Annotated in this window: 15 protein-coding genes, 1 tRNA gene and 1 riboswitch; of the genes, 7 read left to right on the forward strand and 9 right to left on the reverse strand. The window is 73.5% G+C overall.

Annotation, left to right across the window (positions count from 1 at the left end; all coding sequences use genetic code 11):
- Nucleotides 1–77: 77 nt before the first annotated feature.
- Both ACVMYR_RS03825 and ACVMYR_RS03830 read right to left on the reverse strand, forming a co-directional pair.
- The gene (locus ACVMYR_RS03825) at nt 78–1,205 is read right to left on the reverse strand and encodes a PP2C family protein-serine/threonine phosphatase (RefSeq protein WP_077935453.1); all 1,128 of its coding nucleotides are present in this window, start codon (nt 1,203–1,205) and stop codon (nt 78–80) included.
- Nucleotides 1,206–1,326: 121 nt separating this feature from the next.
- Nucleotides 1,327–1,971, reverse strand: a complete 645-nt coding sequence (locus ACVMYR_RS03830; RefSeq protein WP_457121113.1) for a septal ring lytic transglycosylase RlpA family protein — start codon at nt 1,969–1,971, stop codon at nt 1,327–1,329.
- 230 nt (nt 1,972–2,201) lie between these two features.
- On the opposite strand from ACVMYR_RS03830, the gene ACVMYR_RS03835 reads away from it, so the two are divergent.
- Both ACVMYR_RS03835 and ACVMYR_RS03840 read left to right on the forward strand, forming a co-directional pair.
- Nucleotides 2,202–2,762, forward strand: a complete 561-nt coding sequence (locus ACVMYR_RS03835; protein WP_431892790.1) for a phosphoribosyltransferase family protein — start codon at nt 2,202–2,204, stop codon at nt 2,760–2,762.
- A 34-nt stretch (nt 2,763–2,796) separates the two neighbouring features.
- A complete protein-coding gene (locus tag ACVMYR_RS03840; RefSeq protein ID WP_457121114.1) occupies nt 2,797–3,867 on the forward strand; it encodes a questin oxidase family protein in 1,071 nt (356 codons plus the stop codon).
- Nucleotides 3,868–3,915: 48 nt separating this feature from the next.
- Here ACVMYR_RS03840 and ACVMYR_RS03845 read toward each other — a convergent pair whose 3' ends face one another.
- Nucleotides 3,916–4,449 carry an alpha/beta fold hydrolase gene (locus ACVMYR_RS03845; RefSeq protein WP_077935447.1) on the reverse strand — a complete coding sequence of 178 codons (534 nt, stop codon included), beginning with the start codon at nt 4,447–4,449 and terminating at the stop codon, nt 3,916–3,918.
- A gap of 200 nt (nt 4,450–4,649) precedes the next feature.
- Between ACVMYR_RS03845 and ACVMYR_RS03850 the strand changes: the two genes are divergently transcribed.
- Nucleotides 4,650–5,051, forward strand: a complete 402-nt coding sequence (locus ACVMYR_RS03850; RefSeq protein ID WP_396789245.1) for an ASCH domain-containing protein — start codon at nt 4,650–4,652, stop codon at nt 5,049–5,051.
- Between the two features lie 65 nt (nt 5,052–5,116).
- Here ACVMYR_RS03850 and ACVMYR_RS03855 read toward each other — a convergent pair whose 3' ends face one another.
- Nucleotides 5,117–6,028 carry an LLM class flavin-dependent oxidoreductase gene (locus ACVMYR_RS03855; RefSeq protein WP_077935445.1) on the reverse strand — a complete coding sequence of 304 codons (912 nt, stop codon included), beginning with the start codon at nt 6,026–6,028 and terminating at the stop codon, nt 5,117–5,119.
- 140 nt (nt 6,029–6,168) lie between these two features.
- On the opposite strand from ACVMYR_RS03855, the gene ACVMYR_RS03860 reads away from it, so the two are divergent.
- Together ACVMYR_RS03860 and ACVMYR_RS03865 are read left to right on the forward strand one after the other, a co-directional pair.
- Nucleotides 6,169–6,528 (forward strand): DoxX family protein, encoded by a 360-nt coding sequence (locus tag ACVMYR_RS03860; protein WP_431892798.1) that lies wholly within the window; start codon nt 6,169–6,171, stop codon nt 6,526–6,528.
- A gap of 61 nt (nt 6,529–6,589) precedes the next feature.
- Nucleotides 6,590–7,234: an SAM-dependent methyltransferase gene (locus ACVMYR_RS03865; protein WP_457121115.1), complete on the forward strand. Its 645-nt coding sequence runs from the start codon at nt 6,590–6,592 to the stop codon at nt 7,232–7,234.
- Between the two features lie 91 nt (nt 7,235–7,325).
- Here ACVMYR_RS03865 and ACVMYR_RS03870 read toward each other — a convergent pair whose 3' ends face one another.
- Together ACVMYR_RS03870 and ACVMYR_RS03875 are read right to left on the reverse strand one after the other, a co-directional pair.
- The gene (locus ACVMYR_RS03870; protein ID WP_457121116.1) at nt 7,326–7,577 is read right to left on the reverse strand and encodes an e9imm peptide; all 252 of its coding nucleotides are present in this window, start codon (nt 7,575–7,577) and stop codon (nt 7,326–7,328) included.
- Nucleotides 7,578–7,681: 104 nt separating this feature from the next.
- Nucleotides 7,682–7,755: transfer RNA gene (locus tag ACVMYR_RS03875), tRNA-Gly, on the reverse strand.
- A 242-nt stretch (nt 7,756–7,997) separates the two neighbouring features.
- Here ACVMYR_RS03875 and ACVMYR_RS03880 point away from each other — a divergent pair.
- On the forward strand, nt 7,998–8,981 hold the full coding sequence (locus ACVMYR_RS03880; protein ID WP_457121117.1) for a zinc metalloprotease: 984 nt from the start codon (nt 7,998–8,000) through the stop codon (nt 8,979–8,981).
- A 71-nt stretch (nt 8,982–9,052) separates the two neighbouring features.
- Here ACVMYR_RS03880 and ACVMYR_RS03885 read toward each other — a convergent pair whose 3' ends face one another.
- Nucleotides 9,053–9,661 (reverse strand): pyridoxamine 5'-phosphate oxidase family protein, encoded by a 609-nt coding sequence (locus tag ACVMYR_RS03885; protein WP_077935427.1) that lies wholly within the window; start codon nt 9,659–9,661, stop codon nt 9,053–9,055.
- A 126-nt stretch (nt 9,662–9,787) separates the two neighbouring features.
- On the opposite strand from ACVMYR_RS03885, the gene dcd reads away from it, so the two are divergent.
- The gene (gene dcd / locus ACVMYR_RS03890) at nt 9,788–10,366 is read left to right on the forward strand and encodes a dCTP deaminase (protein WP_077935426.1); all 579 of its coding nucleotides are present in this window, start codon (nt 9,788–9,790) and stop codon (nt 10,364–10,366) included.
- A 139-nt stretch (nt 10,367–10,505) separates the two neighbouring features.
- On the opposite strand, the gene ACVMYR_RS03895 is transcribed toward dcd, so the two are convergent.
- Entirely contained in the window at nt 10,506–11,546 is a 1,041-nt protein-coding gene (locus ACVMYR_RS03895) for a C40 family peptidase (protein WP_457121118.1), read from the reverse strand.
- Nucleotides 11,547–11,558: 12 nt separating this feature from the next.
- Nucleotides 11,559–11,699, reverse strand: a riboswitch (cyclic di-AMP (ydaO/yuaA leader).
- A 209-nt stretch (nt 11,700–11,908) separates the two neighbouring features.
- Nucleotides 11,909–12,925 carry a C40 family peptidase gene (locus ACVMYR_RS03900; RefSeq protein WP_077935424.1) on the reverse strand — a complete coding sequence of 339 codons (1,017 nt, stop codon included), beginning with the start codon at nt 12,923–12,925 and terminating at the stop codon, nt 11,909–11,911.

Raw genomic sequence — 12,925 nt, forward strand, 5'->3', positions numbered from 1 at the left:
TCGGCCGTCGAGGGGGCGGGGACCGGGCGGGCCGGGAGCAGCGAGGCGGAGCCGGACCGGACGGCGAAGAAGCTGGCTCAGCCCTCGGCCGCGCCGACCTCCCAGCTCGGCACGGGGGCGGTCACCGCGCTGCTGTGGCCGGCGTACTCCATCAGGACCAGGGCGATGTCGTCGTCGAGCCGGCCGTGCACCCACTCGACCAGGGCGGTCTCCAGCGAGGCCAGCCCGTCGCCGACCGTGCCGTGACCGAGCAGCCGCCAGGCGCGGTCGGCCGTCGGGAAGAACTCGCCGTCCCGGCGCGCCTCGCCCAGGCCGTCGGTGAACAGCAGCAGCCGGTCCCCCGGCTCCAGGCGCTCGACCCGGGGCCGGACGACCGGCATGAAGCCCAGCGGCGGCGCGGGCGCGGGCGGTTCGAGGGGGATCACCGCGCCCCGGCGCAGCAGCAGCGGCGACGGGTGGCCACAGTTGACGATGGTGAGGGTGCCGCCCCGCTCCTCGACCAGGGCCGCAGTGACGAAGTCCTCGTCGCCGACGTTGCGGGCCACCGCCCGGTCCAGGTCGGCGACCACCGCCCGCAGGTCGGCCCGCTCGTACGCGACGTGCCGGTACGAGCCCAGCACGATGCTGGCCAGCCGCACGGCGTCCAGCCCCTTGCCGCGCACGTCACCGATGATCATGCGGACGCCGTACGGGGTGTCGATCGCCTCGTACAGGTCGCCGCCGATCTCGGCGGTGGCGGTCGAGGAGATGTAGCGCCCCGCCACGGCCAGGGTCCCCACCTGCGGGCCCAGCGGACGCAGCACCGCCTGCTGGGCCACCGCCGCCAGCTTGGACAGCTCGGCGATCTGCTCCGCCTGCCGCTGCCGCACGGCGGCCACCGCCGCCGCGATGCCGGTGGCGAGCGCGATGCCGGCCACGTTGACGGCGGTGACCAGCGACGTCCGCGGCTCGGCGAGGGCGAAGGCGGAACCGATCGCGGTCGCGGCGGCCCCCACCCCGAGCACCACCCGCCAGGAGGCCAGTGCCGCGGCGAGGAACGGGGCGGCGACCATCAGCGCCACGTAGTGCGCCCAGCGGCCGTCCGCCAGCTCCACGCCGGAGATGATCGCGAGCAGGACGAGGGCCGCGCCGAGGCCGGCGCGGGATCCGGGGCTCAGCGGGCCACGGCCCGACTGGAAGGCATGCATGCGTACGAGGGACAGCATGCCTGATGGACGTGAACCGGTGAATGAGCCTGGCCCGTCGGCCGAGGATGTTCTGCCCGGCCGGGTCTCCGGCGGCGGCCGGTCCGGCCCCGGTCGCACCGCCCCGCCCGAGGTCATCGGGTCAGCCCAGGACCTCGTACTTCACGGTCAGTGCGCCGACGTCGACGGAGGCGATGGCCGCGAACGCGGCCCGCGACAGGTCGAGGCAGCGGCCGTCGATGAAGGGGCCCCGGTCGTTGATCCGGACGGTGACCGACTTGCCGTTGGCCGGGTTCGTCACCCGGACCATGGTGTCGAACGGCAGGGTCTTGTGGGCGGCGGTCATGGCGCTCGGGTCGAAGTTCTCCCCGTTGGCGGTGAGCTGCCCCTCGTCGTAGAAGGACGCCCCGCACGAGCCGCTGTCGACGACGTTGCTGGTCGGGGTGGGCTTCTTGGTGGCGGCCGCCTTCGTGGCGGCCGGCTTCGGCGCGGCGGTGCGCGGCCTGCTCCGCGAGGCGGCCTGGCTCCGGGTGGCCTTCGGGCTGGCCGTGACGGTCGGCGACGGGCTGGCGCTGGGCGGGACGCTCGCGCTGGGCGAGGGCGCGGCCGCGGTGGTGGGGGCGCTCACCGGGACGTCGGCGACGGTCGGCTGCGGGGCCGCCTCGCCGGAGGTCAGGCTCACCGCGCCGACGGTGCCGCCGACGGCGAGCGCGACGCCGACCGCCGCGGTGGCCGCGATCCCGGCCGGCGAGGAGAACAATCGGGTACGGGAGTGCCTACCAACCACGGGCCCGGTCCTTTCGTCGTGGATAACGAAGTCGTTGTTCAGGACGAAGTCCTGGAGAACAAACCGGCCCGGACCGTAACGAGAGAAGCACTTCCGAAGTCAACGTGATCATGGCGCTATGTTCGTATTTGCTCGCATACGTGTGGCCGATCATCCGAGGCGGCGTGGCCCGCTCGGCCCCGGGCGGGCCGGACCCCACCGGGGCGTCGATCTGGCGCAGGATGGGCGGCATGCCCGCTGAGCTGAGCGAACGTCTCGTCGAGCTGTTCCGGTGGATCGACCCCGGCCCGCAGAGCACCCACCTGGTCAGCGACGTCTCCGGGTGGTGGCGGGACCCGGCGGTGCTGGCGGGGCTCGGGCCGGCCCTGGCCGCGCCGTTCCGGGACGCCCGACCGACCGTGGTGCTCGCCCCCGCCGTGACCGGGTTGCTGCTCGGCCCGCTCGCCGCGACCGCCCTCGGGGTCGGCTTCGCGCCAGCGCACAAGGCGGGGGACGGGCGGCTGCCCGCCGGTGCGACGACCTGGGCGCAGAGCCCCCCGGACTTCCGGGGCCGCCGGGTCGACCTGGGCGTCCGGGACCGGCACCTCGGCCCCGGCGACCGGGTGCTGGTGGTCGACGACTGGGTGGCCACCGGCGCCCAGCTGCACGCCCTGTACGCGATCTGCGCCGCCCGGGGCGCCGAGGTCCTCGGCACCTCCGCCGTGGTGCTCGACTGCCCGCCCGCGCTCGCCGCCGAGCTGCGGATACGCGGCCTGGTCGAGGGCGACCGGCTGACGCCATCCGAGGGTTGACCTCAAGCAAGCTTCAAGTCGCACGATCGGGGGCATGGACGACGGAATCCTGGATGAGGCGTACCGGCGGTTGCACCGCACCGGCCCGGAGTTCGAGGGCTGGCTCTCCAACCACGGCCCGATGGCGGTCGAGGCGTTGGTCCAGCACGGGCACGACGCCGAGGTGCACCGCTGGCTGGACGACTACCTGCGGCGGCTCGACGAGCTGCCGCGCGGCCTCCGGCCGATCGACGACTGGCGGGCCGCCCTCGGGGACCCGAAACGCGCCGGCGACTGGCTCGCCCACTTCGACCGGGAGCTGCGCGAACGGCCCTGGCGGGACATCCTCGGCACCTGGTGGCCCCGGCTGCTGCCGGGCATCGCCGCCGGGGCCACCCACGGCGTCATCCGGGTCGGGCACGCCGTGCGGGCGCTGCGGGCCGCCGAGACCAGCCCGGACCGGCGCACCGAACTCGGCCAGGCCCTCGCCTACTGGGCCGCGCGCTGGCAGCCGGTACCGGGCGCACCCCTGCTGCCGGCGGCACCTCCCACCGGGGAGGGCGGGGACGGCGGGGTGGCTGGGGAGGGCGGGGAGACCGGGGTGGCGGCCGCGCTGGCCGGGCTGCCCCGCATCGCCGACCGCACCGGCGGCATCCGCGAGCGGCTGGGCCGGCTGCCGGACGTACCCGAATGGGAGTCGTCGCTCGCGGCGCTGCGGCCCGCGCGGACCCCGGCCGAGGCGCAGCGGGGGCTCGCCGAACTGGTGCACCGGGCGAGCCTCGACTACCTCCGGTACGGGCACGCGGAACCCGTCATGCTGGTGCACGCGGTGACCGCGCCGACGGCGGTGCTGCGTACGCTGCCGGAGCTGGACCCCGGGCTCTGGGCCCCGAGCCTCGCCGCGGCCTGGTCCGCGACGGCGGCCGTCACCGCCGTGTACGCCTCCCCGGCCGGTGTCGCGCCGCCGGCCGTCGCCCCCGGCACCCCGGCGGAGGTCTTCGCCCGCGCGGCCCGGCACGGCGACGAGCACGTGGTGAAGCTCGCCGACGCGGTGCTCGACGCCCACGCGGCGACGGGGGACGAGCAGGTGCTCGCCGCGGCCGGCTACGCGGCGCAGCTGATCTGAGCAGGACGGCCCGTCTGAGCGGGGCGGCGCGGCCGCGAGCAGCGCGGCTCAGCCGCCCGAGCCCGCTCCGCCGAGGAACTCCTCCACGGCGGTGCAGACCATGCCCAGCACCTCCGCCGAGCGGGCCAGCGGACCGGGCACCAGCAGCGAGTGGTCGGCACCGTCGACCTCCAGCACGTGCGGGCTGAGCCGGCGGGCCTGGGTGCCGTCCCACAGGGCGTCGGCGGTGCCGCCCACCAGCAGGAACGGGGCGGTCGCGCGGGCCAGCGCCTCGGTGACGTCGGCACGGCGCAGCAACGGGGTGAGCCACACCGCCGGCAGCCCCCGGTCGGCGGCGAACGGGGCGGCGAAACTGCCCAGCGACTTGCCGACCAGCAGGTGCGCCGGCTCCGCCAACGCCGGGGCGACCTGCTCGGCCACCCAGGGCCCGGCCCGGTCCGCGCCCAGGTCAGACGGCACCTGCCAGGTGATCTCGTGGGTGTCGAAGCCGATCCGGCGCAGGGCCTCGCCGACGTACGCGAACAGGGGCGCCCGGGTGTCGTAGCCCCGCCCCGGAATCAGCACCGCACGCCGGTCCGCCATCACCCGCTCCCTCCGCCAGCCCACCTGCCAGCCACCGTAACGCCCCGGGCACGCTGCGCGAAGCAGCGCCGCCCCGACACGGGGCGCGGGTGGCGCGGCGCGGGTAAGCGCAGCGAGGGCCAGGTCGGGCCGGGGCAGGTCGCCGCGCGCCGCGCCGAATCCGGCGGCGGAGCGCGGCCGGGCCGCGTAGCCTCGGCGGGATGTGGCCCCGGATCGACGGACTCCGCAGCCTCGCCCTCGGCACCCCCGGCGAGCTGCGGGCGAGACTCAACTCCCTGGTGCTGGCCGGGGCCAAGACGGCGACCGCCGGCCTGACCGACGAGTACGCCGAGGAGGGCGAGGAGCTGGAGCACGTCGGCGAGCGGCTCGCCCTCGTGGACGACCACGACGCGCCCGTCGGAGTCGTCGAGGTGACCGGCGTCGACGTGGTGCGCTTCGCCGACGTGCCGTGGGACTTCGCCCGCTCCGAAGGGGAGGGCGACCGGTCGATCGAGGAGTGGCGGGCGGGGCACGCCGCCTACTGGGCGCGGGTCGGCACCCCCGTCACCGACGACAGCCGGATCGTCTGCGTGCGGTTTCGGCTCGTCTCGACGCGGGGGTAAGGAAGGGCCCCCTGTTAACGCATACGGTCGAGAAGGGTCCCCTTCTCACACCCCCACCACCACCCTCACCCGGCGGCGGGTGGGCGGGGAGCCGGCGTCAGGCGGCGCAGCTCCGGCAGGAGGCGGGTGGCCGCGTCCACCAGGACGGCCTCGTCCCCGGCGTACCAGCTGCTGGCCCGGGGCCAGTGCGTCACCACGTCGGTGAAGCCGAGGGCGGCGGCCCGCCCGACCTGCTCGGCGAAGAAGTCCGCGCTGCGCAGCGAGAACGCCGGGGCGGAGTCGAGCGACAGGTAGCGGTCCAGAGTGGCCGGGTCGCGGCCGGCCTCGGCCAGCGCCCGGTCCATCCGGGTGGCGAGGTCGGCGACCGTCCCCCACCACTGCTCCACGTCGTCGCCGCCCGTGCCGGTGGTGACCCAGCCCTGCCCGAACCGGGCCACCAGCCGCATCGAGCGGGGGCCGTTGGCGGCCATCACGAACGGCACCCGGGGCGTCTGCACGCAGCCCGGGTTGTTGCGGGCGTCCACGGCGGCGAACCAGTCGCCGCGCCAGGTGGTGCCGTCCTCGCGCAGAATCAGGTCGAGCAGCTCGACGAACTCGGCGAGCCGGTCGACGCGCTGGCGGGGCGGCAGCGTCTCCCCGCCCAGCACGGCCGAGTCGAAGCCGATGCCGCCCGCGCCGACGCCGAGCAGGAACCGGCCGCCGGAGACGTCGTCGAGGGCGGTGATCTGCCGGGCGAAGGCCGCCGGGTGCCGGAAGTTGGGCGAGGCGACGAGGGTGCCCAGCCGGATCCGGGAGGTCACCGTGGCGGCGGCGGTCAGCGTGGTCATCGAGTCGAACCAGGGCCCGTCGACCAGGTCCCGCCAGCCCAGGTGGTCGTACGTCCAGGCGTGGTCGAAGCCCCATTCCTCCGCCTGCCGCCAGCGGCGCTGCGACTGCGACCAGCGCTGGTCCGGAAGGATCACGATGCCAATCCGCATGAGCGCCAGCGTACGTCCTGACCGGCCGGCGGCATCCCGCCGAGGCAGCACCCCGCCGCACGCTCGGTCACCAACCGTCGGCGCATCCCGTCGTGCGAAGTGTCCGGTTCGTTCACCACCCACGACCATCGGGAGTCGCCGTGAACGTCGCACTCTGGGCCGCGCAGGCGGTCCTCGCACTGATCTTCGCCTTCTCCGGGCTGACCAAGGGCACCTGGTCCCGGGAGAGGCTACTCGCGGGCGGGCAGACGAGCGCGCGGATCGTACCCATGCCCATGCTGCGGACCGTGGCCGCGCTGGAGGTCCTCGCGGCCGTCGGGCTGCTCCTGCCCGGGTTGACCGGCATCGCGACGTGGCTCACGCCGCTCGCCGCCGCCGGCCTCGGCGTCGTCATGGTCGGCGCGGCGGGCATCCACCTGCGGCTGCGCGAGCCCGTCGCCGTGCTGGTCAACCTGACGATCCTCGCCACCTGCGTGTTCGTCGCCGTCGGCCGGCTCTGACGCCTCCGGGTCCGGCGAGCGCCTGTGGGCCGACAGGGCCGGGGCTGGCAGGCTCGACGCCATGACGACCGGGACCGACTGGCAGGCGTGGCACCAGCCCTACGCCGACGAAGACTCCCCGCTGTCCCGCCGGCTGCGGCTGGTGCGCGGGGCGATCACCGCGTGGCTGGACGAGCGCCCCGGCGAGCCGCTGGCGGTCGTCAGCGCCTGTGCGGGCCAGGGACACGACCTGGTCGGTGCGCTGGCTGGCCGGGCCGACGCGGCCCGCGTCCGCGCCACGCTGCTGGAGTACGACCCGGGCAACGTCGCCGCCGCCCGGGCAGCCGCCGCCGGGGCCGGCCTCGCGAACGTCGACATCCGGCGGGCGGACGCGGGCCGGCTCTCGTCGTACGCACAGGCGGTGCCGGCCGACCTCGTGCTGATGGCGGGCGTCTTCGGCAACGTCGACGACCATGACGTACGCCGAACCGTGGCCGCCCTGCCGCAGCTGTGCGCGGCCGGTGCCACGGTGATCTGGACGCGGACCCGGCGCGCCCCCGACCTGACGCCGGTGCTGCGCGGCTGGCTGCGGGACGCCGGTTTCGCCGAGCGGGCGTTCTACGCGCCGGACGGCGTGCTCTTCTCGGTCGGCGTGCACCGGTTCACGGGCACGCCCCGACCGCTGGACACCTCCGGAGCGCTGTTCACGTTCGTCCGTCAACCATGATCGACTCCATGGCGGCGACACGGCGGCATCCGACCCACCGTGATACCGCCATGTCGCCGACATGCTGCCAAGGACCGGGACGAGAAGCGAGCTAGCCTGCCGGTGGCTCCGTCCACGGGGCCGCGCACATCTCGAACGGCCGGTAGGCCAGGGCGCGGTCAACGACCTCGGCAGCCGTCAGCTCCGGCATGATGCTGAAGATCAGCTCAGAGACATCCGGATAGACGAGATCTCGTTCGAGCCTGTCCAGCCAGTCGTTCAACTCGGCGTCCTCGGCATAGTCGAGCCGCATGATCCGCTCAACGAGGGCGACGGCCTCGTTGCGGGTCAGCTTCGCGGGCATGGCGACCACCTCCGAGCGGGCTGACGACACGCCGCATGACCATTGACCTTGCAACGCCGAAGGCCCCGGCTCGGGACTTGCGTCCTGACCAGGGCCTTCGTGCGTGGAGCGGGTGACGGGAATCGAACCCGCACTGTCAGCTTGGGAAGCTGATGTTCTGCCATTGAACTACACCCGCAGGCGGACCCACTGTACCCGACACCGCTGACGCGTGCACCCAGGCACCCCTCGCGCGCCCCATCGTCCCGATCGCGCCGACACCCGGCCGACCAAGATCCGCAGGCCATCGTCGGTACGCGGGATTTTCATCGCCGCAACATATGCCCATTCTCAAATGCCTCGATGGGTTGTAACGTCTCCCGCACGTTCAAGCCACGGCGCGACACACCCCCTGTCGCGCCGCCAGAAAGAGGTGGGCCCATGGGACTCCGTCCCAACCTGCTGACCCGGCGCACCGCCGGCGTCGCGTCGACGACCCTCGCGCTCCTGCTCAGCACCGCCGCCGTGGGTGTCGTCCCGGCCGCTTCGGCCTTCTCCGCCGCCCCGACCGAGGCGTGCGCCGAGCCGGCCGACGTCCACTCGGACGCCCGGGTGAAGGCCGGCGCGCACGCCAAGCACGAGCCGAACGAACTGACCGCCAAGGAGACCCGCGAGCGGGAGGCCGACCTCGCCGCCGCCCTGCGCGAGCGGGCCAACTACCGGGCCGGTGCCGGCGCCGCCGCGCTCGCCACCGTGACCATCCCGGTCGTCGTGCACGTCATCCAGGAGGACAGCACCCGCGCCGGCGGCAACATCCCGGACTCGATGATCAACTCGCAGATCAGCGTGTTGAACCAGGCCTACACCGGCGCCACCGGCGGCGCGGCCACCGCCTTCAGCTTCCAGCTCCAGAAGATCAACCGGGTCACCAACCCGGCGTGGTTCCCGATCGTGCAGGGCTCCTCGGCCGAGCGCTCGATGAAGTCCTCGCTGCGCGAGGGCGGCAAGAACACGCTGAACATCTACCTCGGCGAGCTGAGCGACGACCTGCTCGGCTGGGCCACCTTCCCGAAGCGCCGGCTCGACAGCATGGACGGCGTCGTCGTGCTGACCGAGTCGCTGCCGGGCGGCACCGCCACCAACTACAACCAGGGTGACACCGGCACCCACGAGGTCGGCCACTGGCTGAACCTCTACCACACCTTCCAGGGCGGCTGCTCCGGCTCGGGCGACGGCGTGAGCGACACCCCGGCCGAGGCGTCGCCGGCATACCAGTGCCCGACCGGGCGGGACACCTGCACCGCGACCGGCCTGGACCCGATCACCAACTTCATGGACTACACCTACGACTCCTGCATGTACCAGTTCACCGCCGGCCAGGCGGCCCGGATGCTGACCGCGTGGAACGCGTACCGCGCGGCATGACGCACCACTGCCGCTGATCGTTCCGGTGCCGGCTCCGTCTCCCGACGGGCCGGCACCGGCGTCTGTGGGGGTCAGGCCGCCGCGCGATGGGCGCCGCGCCCGTCGAGGACCGACCGCCGATCCGGTACGCCCACCGCGCCCCCGCCCGGGGCGGTGCTCGCGGCGTCGGTGGTGGCAGTAGTAGTGGTGGTGGCCGCAGCGCCAGCGGCACCGGGGTCGAGCCAGACCTGCACGGCCGGCCGACCGGTCGCCTCACCCGGGCGCACGGTGCCGGCGTCGCCGCGCCGGGCCAGCATCGCCACGTCGACGGTGAACTCGAAGAGCCGCCAGTCCACCTGCGGCGCGGCTCGCCCGATCTCGGCGAGCCGGGCCACCCGGGCCTGGTCGGTCACCGGCCTGGCGTGCCCGGCCACGTACGCCTCGTCGTCGCTGTCCTCCGGCGGGAAGGAGTGCAGCGCGTAGCGGCCGTCGCGTTCGAGGTCGCGCCGCTTCGGCGAGTCGACGACGAAGCAGAAGAGCCCCTCGTCGGTGATCACCGGGGACACCGGGTGCACCCGGGGGCCGCCGTCGGCGCGGACGGTGGCCAGGTAGCCGAAGCCCGGCCCGTACTGCTGCATGAGATGACGGATCCCGTCGGCGAGTCGTGGCTCGTCAGCGGCGAATTCGGACCAGGAAGCCATGCCGGCATTCTATCGAACACCTGTACGACACGCGAAGCGCGACGCGCGGGTCGGGCACCCGATTCGCAGGCCCGCTGAGCAGCCCCGCTGACCGGTCCCGCTGACCCACCTCGCTATGGTGTTGCGATGCTGCTCTCCGACCGCGACCTCGTCGCCGAGCTGAAGGCCGGCACGCTCGCGCTGGAGCCGTTCGAGCCGACCCTGGTGCAGCCGTCGAGCATCGACGTACGCCTCGACAAGCTCTTCCGGGTCTTCAACAACCACCTCTACACGCACATCGACCCGTCGGCGCAGCAGGACGACCTGACCTCCATGATCGAGGTGCCCGACGGCGAGCCGTTCGTGCTGCACCCCGGCGAGTTCGTGCTCGCCTCCACGCTGGAGGTGATCTCGCTCGGCGACCAGCTCGCCGGCCGGCTGGAGGGCAAGTCGAGCCTGGGCCGGCTCGGGTTGCTCACCCACTCCACGGCCGGCTTCATCGACCCGGGCTTCACCGGCCACGTCACGCTGGAGCTGTCCAACGTGGCGAACCTGCCGATCACGCTGTGGCCGGGCATGAAGATCGGCCAGCTGTGCATCTTCCGGCTGTCGTCGCCGGCCGAGCACCCGTACGGCTCGGCGGTCTACGGCTCGCGCTACCAGGGTCAGCGCGGCCCGACCCCGAGCCGCTCGTGGCAGAACTGGCGCACCTGGCCGCCCCGCTGACCCCCGCCCCCTGACGTACCGCTCCTCCTGCGGCACGCTGCGGCGCGCTGCGCCACCCTCCGCGGTCCTCCCGCCCGAGGGGTGTGAGAAGGGGCCCCTTCTCGACCGTATGCGTTAAGAAGGGGCCCCTCCTTGCACCTCAGGCGGGGCGGCCGAAGCTGTGGATCGGGCCGTCGTCGACGCGCTTCATCTTCACCGGGACGCCGGCCCGGGAGGCGTGCACCACCCAGCCCCCGCCCACGTACATGCCGACGTGGTGCAGGTCGGAGTAGTAGAAGACCAGGTCGCCGGGGCGCAGGTCGGCGCGGCTGACCTTGGCGGTCACCGACCGCTGCTGGGCCGCGTTGTGCGGCAGCGAGACGCCGGCCTTCGCCCAGGCGGCCAGCATCAGCCCTGAGCAGTCGTACGAGTTCGGGCCCTCGGCGCCCCAGACGTAGGGCTTGCCGATCTGGGCGCAGGCGAACTTCACCGCCGTCCCCGCGCCGCCACCCGGATAGCTCGCCGGGCAGGGGGCGGGCTTCAACGGGCCGCCGCCTCCGTTGCCGTACACCTTCAGCCGCAGCTTCTGCAGGCGGTCGATCTCGGCGTTGATCTGCTTCTTCTTCGCGGCGAGCTGGGCCTCGGTGCGGGTGAGCTGGGCGACCATCTCGTCGAGAGGCTGCTTCTTCGCGGCCAGCTCGTCGCGGAGGTCGACGACCGCCTGGACGTCGTGCTGCTGGCGCTGGGCGAACCGGTCGAGCAGCTCCAGCTGCCCCATCATCTGGCTCGGCGTGCGGCTGCCCAGCAGGGCGTTGACCACCGAGATGTTGTCGCCCTTGTACGCCTCGGCGGCGAGGCCGCCGACCTTCTTCAACGCCTCGTCCACCTGGCGCTGGAGCGGCCCGATCCGCGCGGCGAGCGCGTCGGCCTGCTTGCGCTTGGCGGCCAGGTCCTGGCGGGTGGCGTTGTGCCGCTCGATGATCGGTTCGAGCTTGTTCCAGTCCTCGTCGATCTGCCGCTCGATCTCGGCGACCGAAGGGTCGGCGTGGGCCACGGTCGGTGCGCCGGTCAGGACGACGGCGACGCCGACGAGGGCGGCGAGGACGGTGGTGCAGCGTGACCAGCGGGTACGCGGCGCAGCCGGCATCCGGTCGGCGTCGGCCGACCGGCGTGACGGGCGCCGCGGGGCATGGAGTGCCACCGGGCTCCGTTCTCCTTCTTCCTCTACCGCCTACCGGGTTAGCTGACGGGTTCGGGCGGGAAGGGAGAGCGCCCTACCGCAGCGCCGCTGCGGATTCACCCCGGCGTACCTGGGTCCCCGGCTCGCCCGGAGGCGACTCGGCGGTGTCGCACCGTCACCGCCCGGCTGGGCGGTGCAGCTACCGGCCGACAATTGGCCAGAGTAGAGACGATCGCCATCGATCCGCAACCCGACCGGCCGTGACACACCGTACAGGCCCGTGGCCGGCGTCGATGTCCGCCGCACGCCGAAGGCCCCCGGCGGGTGACCGGGGGCCTTCGGGTGGTGCTGCGCGGCGCGGCCTTCGCGGGGGCCGGGCCGGGTCAGCCGGGTCGGCGGAAGCCGGCCACCGGCATGGTGTTGATGCTGCTCACGTTGACCGGCTTGCCGGCGCGGGGCGCGTGCACCATCTTGTCGTTGCCGATGTAGAGGCCGACGTGGTGCAGGTCGCTGAAGAAGAACACCAGGTCACCGGGGCGGGCCTCGGAACGCGGGATGGCGCGGCCCTCGTTCCACTGGGCGCCGGTGAAGTGGGTCAGGTGGATCCCGGCCGCCTTGTAGGCGAACTGGGTCAGGCCGGAGCAGTCGAACGAGTTCGGGCCGGTGGCACCCCAGACGTACGGGTCGCCGACCTGGGCGCAGGCGGTCTTGATGGCGGTGCGGGCAGCGGCGCTGACCACGCCGGTGACCGTCGGGCAGCCTTCGGTGGACACCACGGTCTTCGGCATCGACGCCTGGAGCCGCTTGATCTCACCGTTGATCTTGGTCTTCTTCGCCGCCAGTTCCTTGGTCTGCTTCTCCTGGGAGACGATGAGCGTGTCGAGCTTCTGCTTCTCGGTGTCGTACTTCGCCCGGACGGCGAGCACGCCCTCGACCTGCTTGCGCTCCTGCGCGGCCAGCCGGTCCAGGATGGTCAGCTGCTCGGCGAGGGTGCCCGGCTTGGTGCTGACCAGCAGCGCGCCGATGTCCTGCGACGGGCCGGAGATGTAGTAGCGGGAGGCGAGGTCGCCGACGCGGTTCATCGCCAGCTCTGTCTCAAGCGCCAGCGGCTCGATCTTCTTCTGCACCTCCGCCGCCTTCTCGCGGTTCACCTTGAGCTGGGCGCGGACCTTGTTGTACTGCTCGATGGTGGGCTCAAGCTGCTCCCACTGCTTGTCGATCTGCGCCTCGATCTCGTCCACCGACGGCTCGGCGTACGCGGGCGCGGTCAGTGTCCCGGCGCCGACGGCGACCGCCGCGACCAAGGTGAGCAGGCGGCGTGCGAAACGGCGGGCACCACCCGGGCGAGCGGTTGACCGTTCCGGGGCATGACGATGAGGGGGCATGGTTGCCACCGGCAC

It is taken from the genome of Micromonospora sp. PTRAS2 (genome assembly GCF_054052245.1).

What these genes read in the sequence shown, in the direction of transcription:
- ACVMYR_RS03825 (WP_077935453.1), bottom strand. Translation starts at nt 1,205, where the DNA reads ATGCTGTCCCTCGTACGCATGCATGCCTTCCAGTCGGGCCGTGGCCCG.
- ACVMYR_RS03835 (WP_431892790.1), top strand. Translation starts at nt 2,202, where the DNA reads ATGCCCGCTGAGCTGAGCGAACGTCTCGTCGAGCTGTTCCGGTGGATC.
- ACVMYR_RS03840 (WP_457121114.1), top strand. Translation starts at nt 2,797, where the DNA reads ATGGACGACGGAATCCTGGATGAGGCGTACCGGCGGTTGCACCGCACC.
- ACVMYR_RS03845 (WP_077935447.1), bottom strand. Translation starts at nt 4,449, where the DNA reads ATGGCGGACCGGCGTGCGGTGCTGATTCCGGGGCGGGGCTACGACACC.
- ACVMYR_RS03850 (WP_396789245.1), top strand. Translation starts at nt 4,650, where the DNA reads ATGTGGCCCCGGATCGACGGACTCCGCAGCCTCGCCCTCGGCACCCCC.
- ACVMYR_RS03855 (WP_077935445.1), bottom strand. Translation starts at nt 6,028, where the DNA reads ATGCGGATTGGCATCGTGATCCTTCCGGACCAGCGCTGGTCGCAGTCG.
- ACVMYR_RS03865 (WP_457121115.1), top strand. Translation starts at nt 6,590, where the DNA reads ATGACGACCGGGACCGACTGGCAGGCGTGGCACCAGCCCTACGCCGAC.
- ACVMYR_RS03870 (WP_457121116.1), bottom strand. Translation starts at nt 7,577, where the DNA reads ATGCCCGCGAAGCTGACCCGCAACGAGGCCGTCGCCCTCGTTGAGCGG.
- ACVMYR_RS03880 (WP_457121117.1), top strand. Translation starts at nt 7,998, where the DNA reads ATGGGACTCCGTCCCAACCTGCTGACCCGGCGCACCGCCGGCGTCGCG.
- ACVMYR_RS03885 (WP_077935427.1), bottom strand. Translation starts at nt 9,661, where the DNA reads ATGGCTTCCTGGTCCGAATTCGCCGCTGACGAGCCACGACTCGCCGAC.
- dcd (WP_077935426.1), top strand. Translation starts at nt 9,788, where the DNA reads ATGCTGCTCTCCGACCGCGACCTCGTCGCCGAGCTGAAGGCCGGCACG.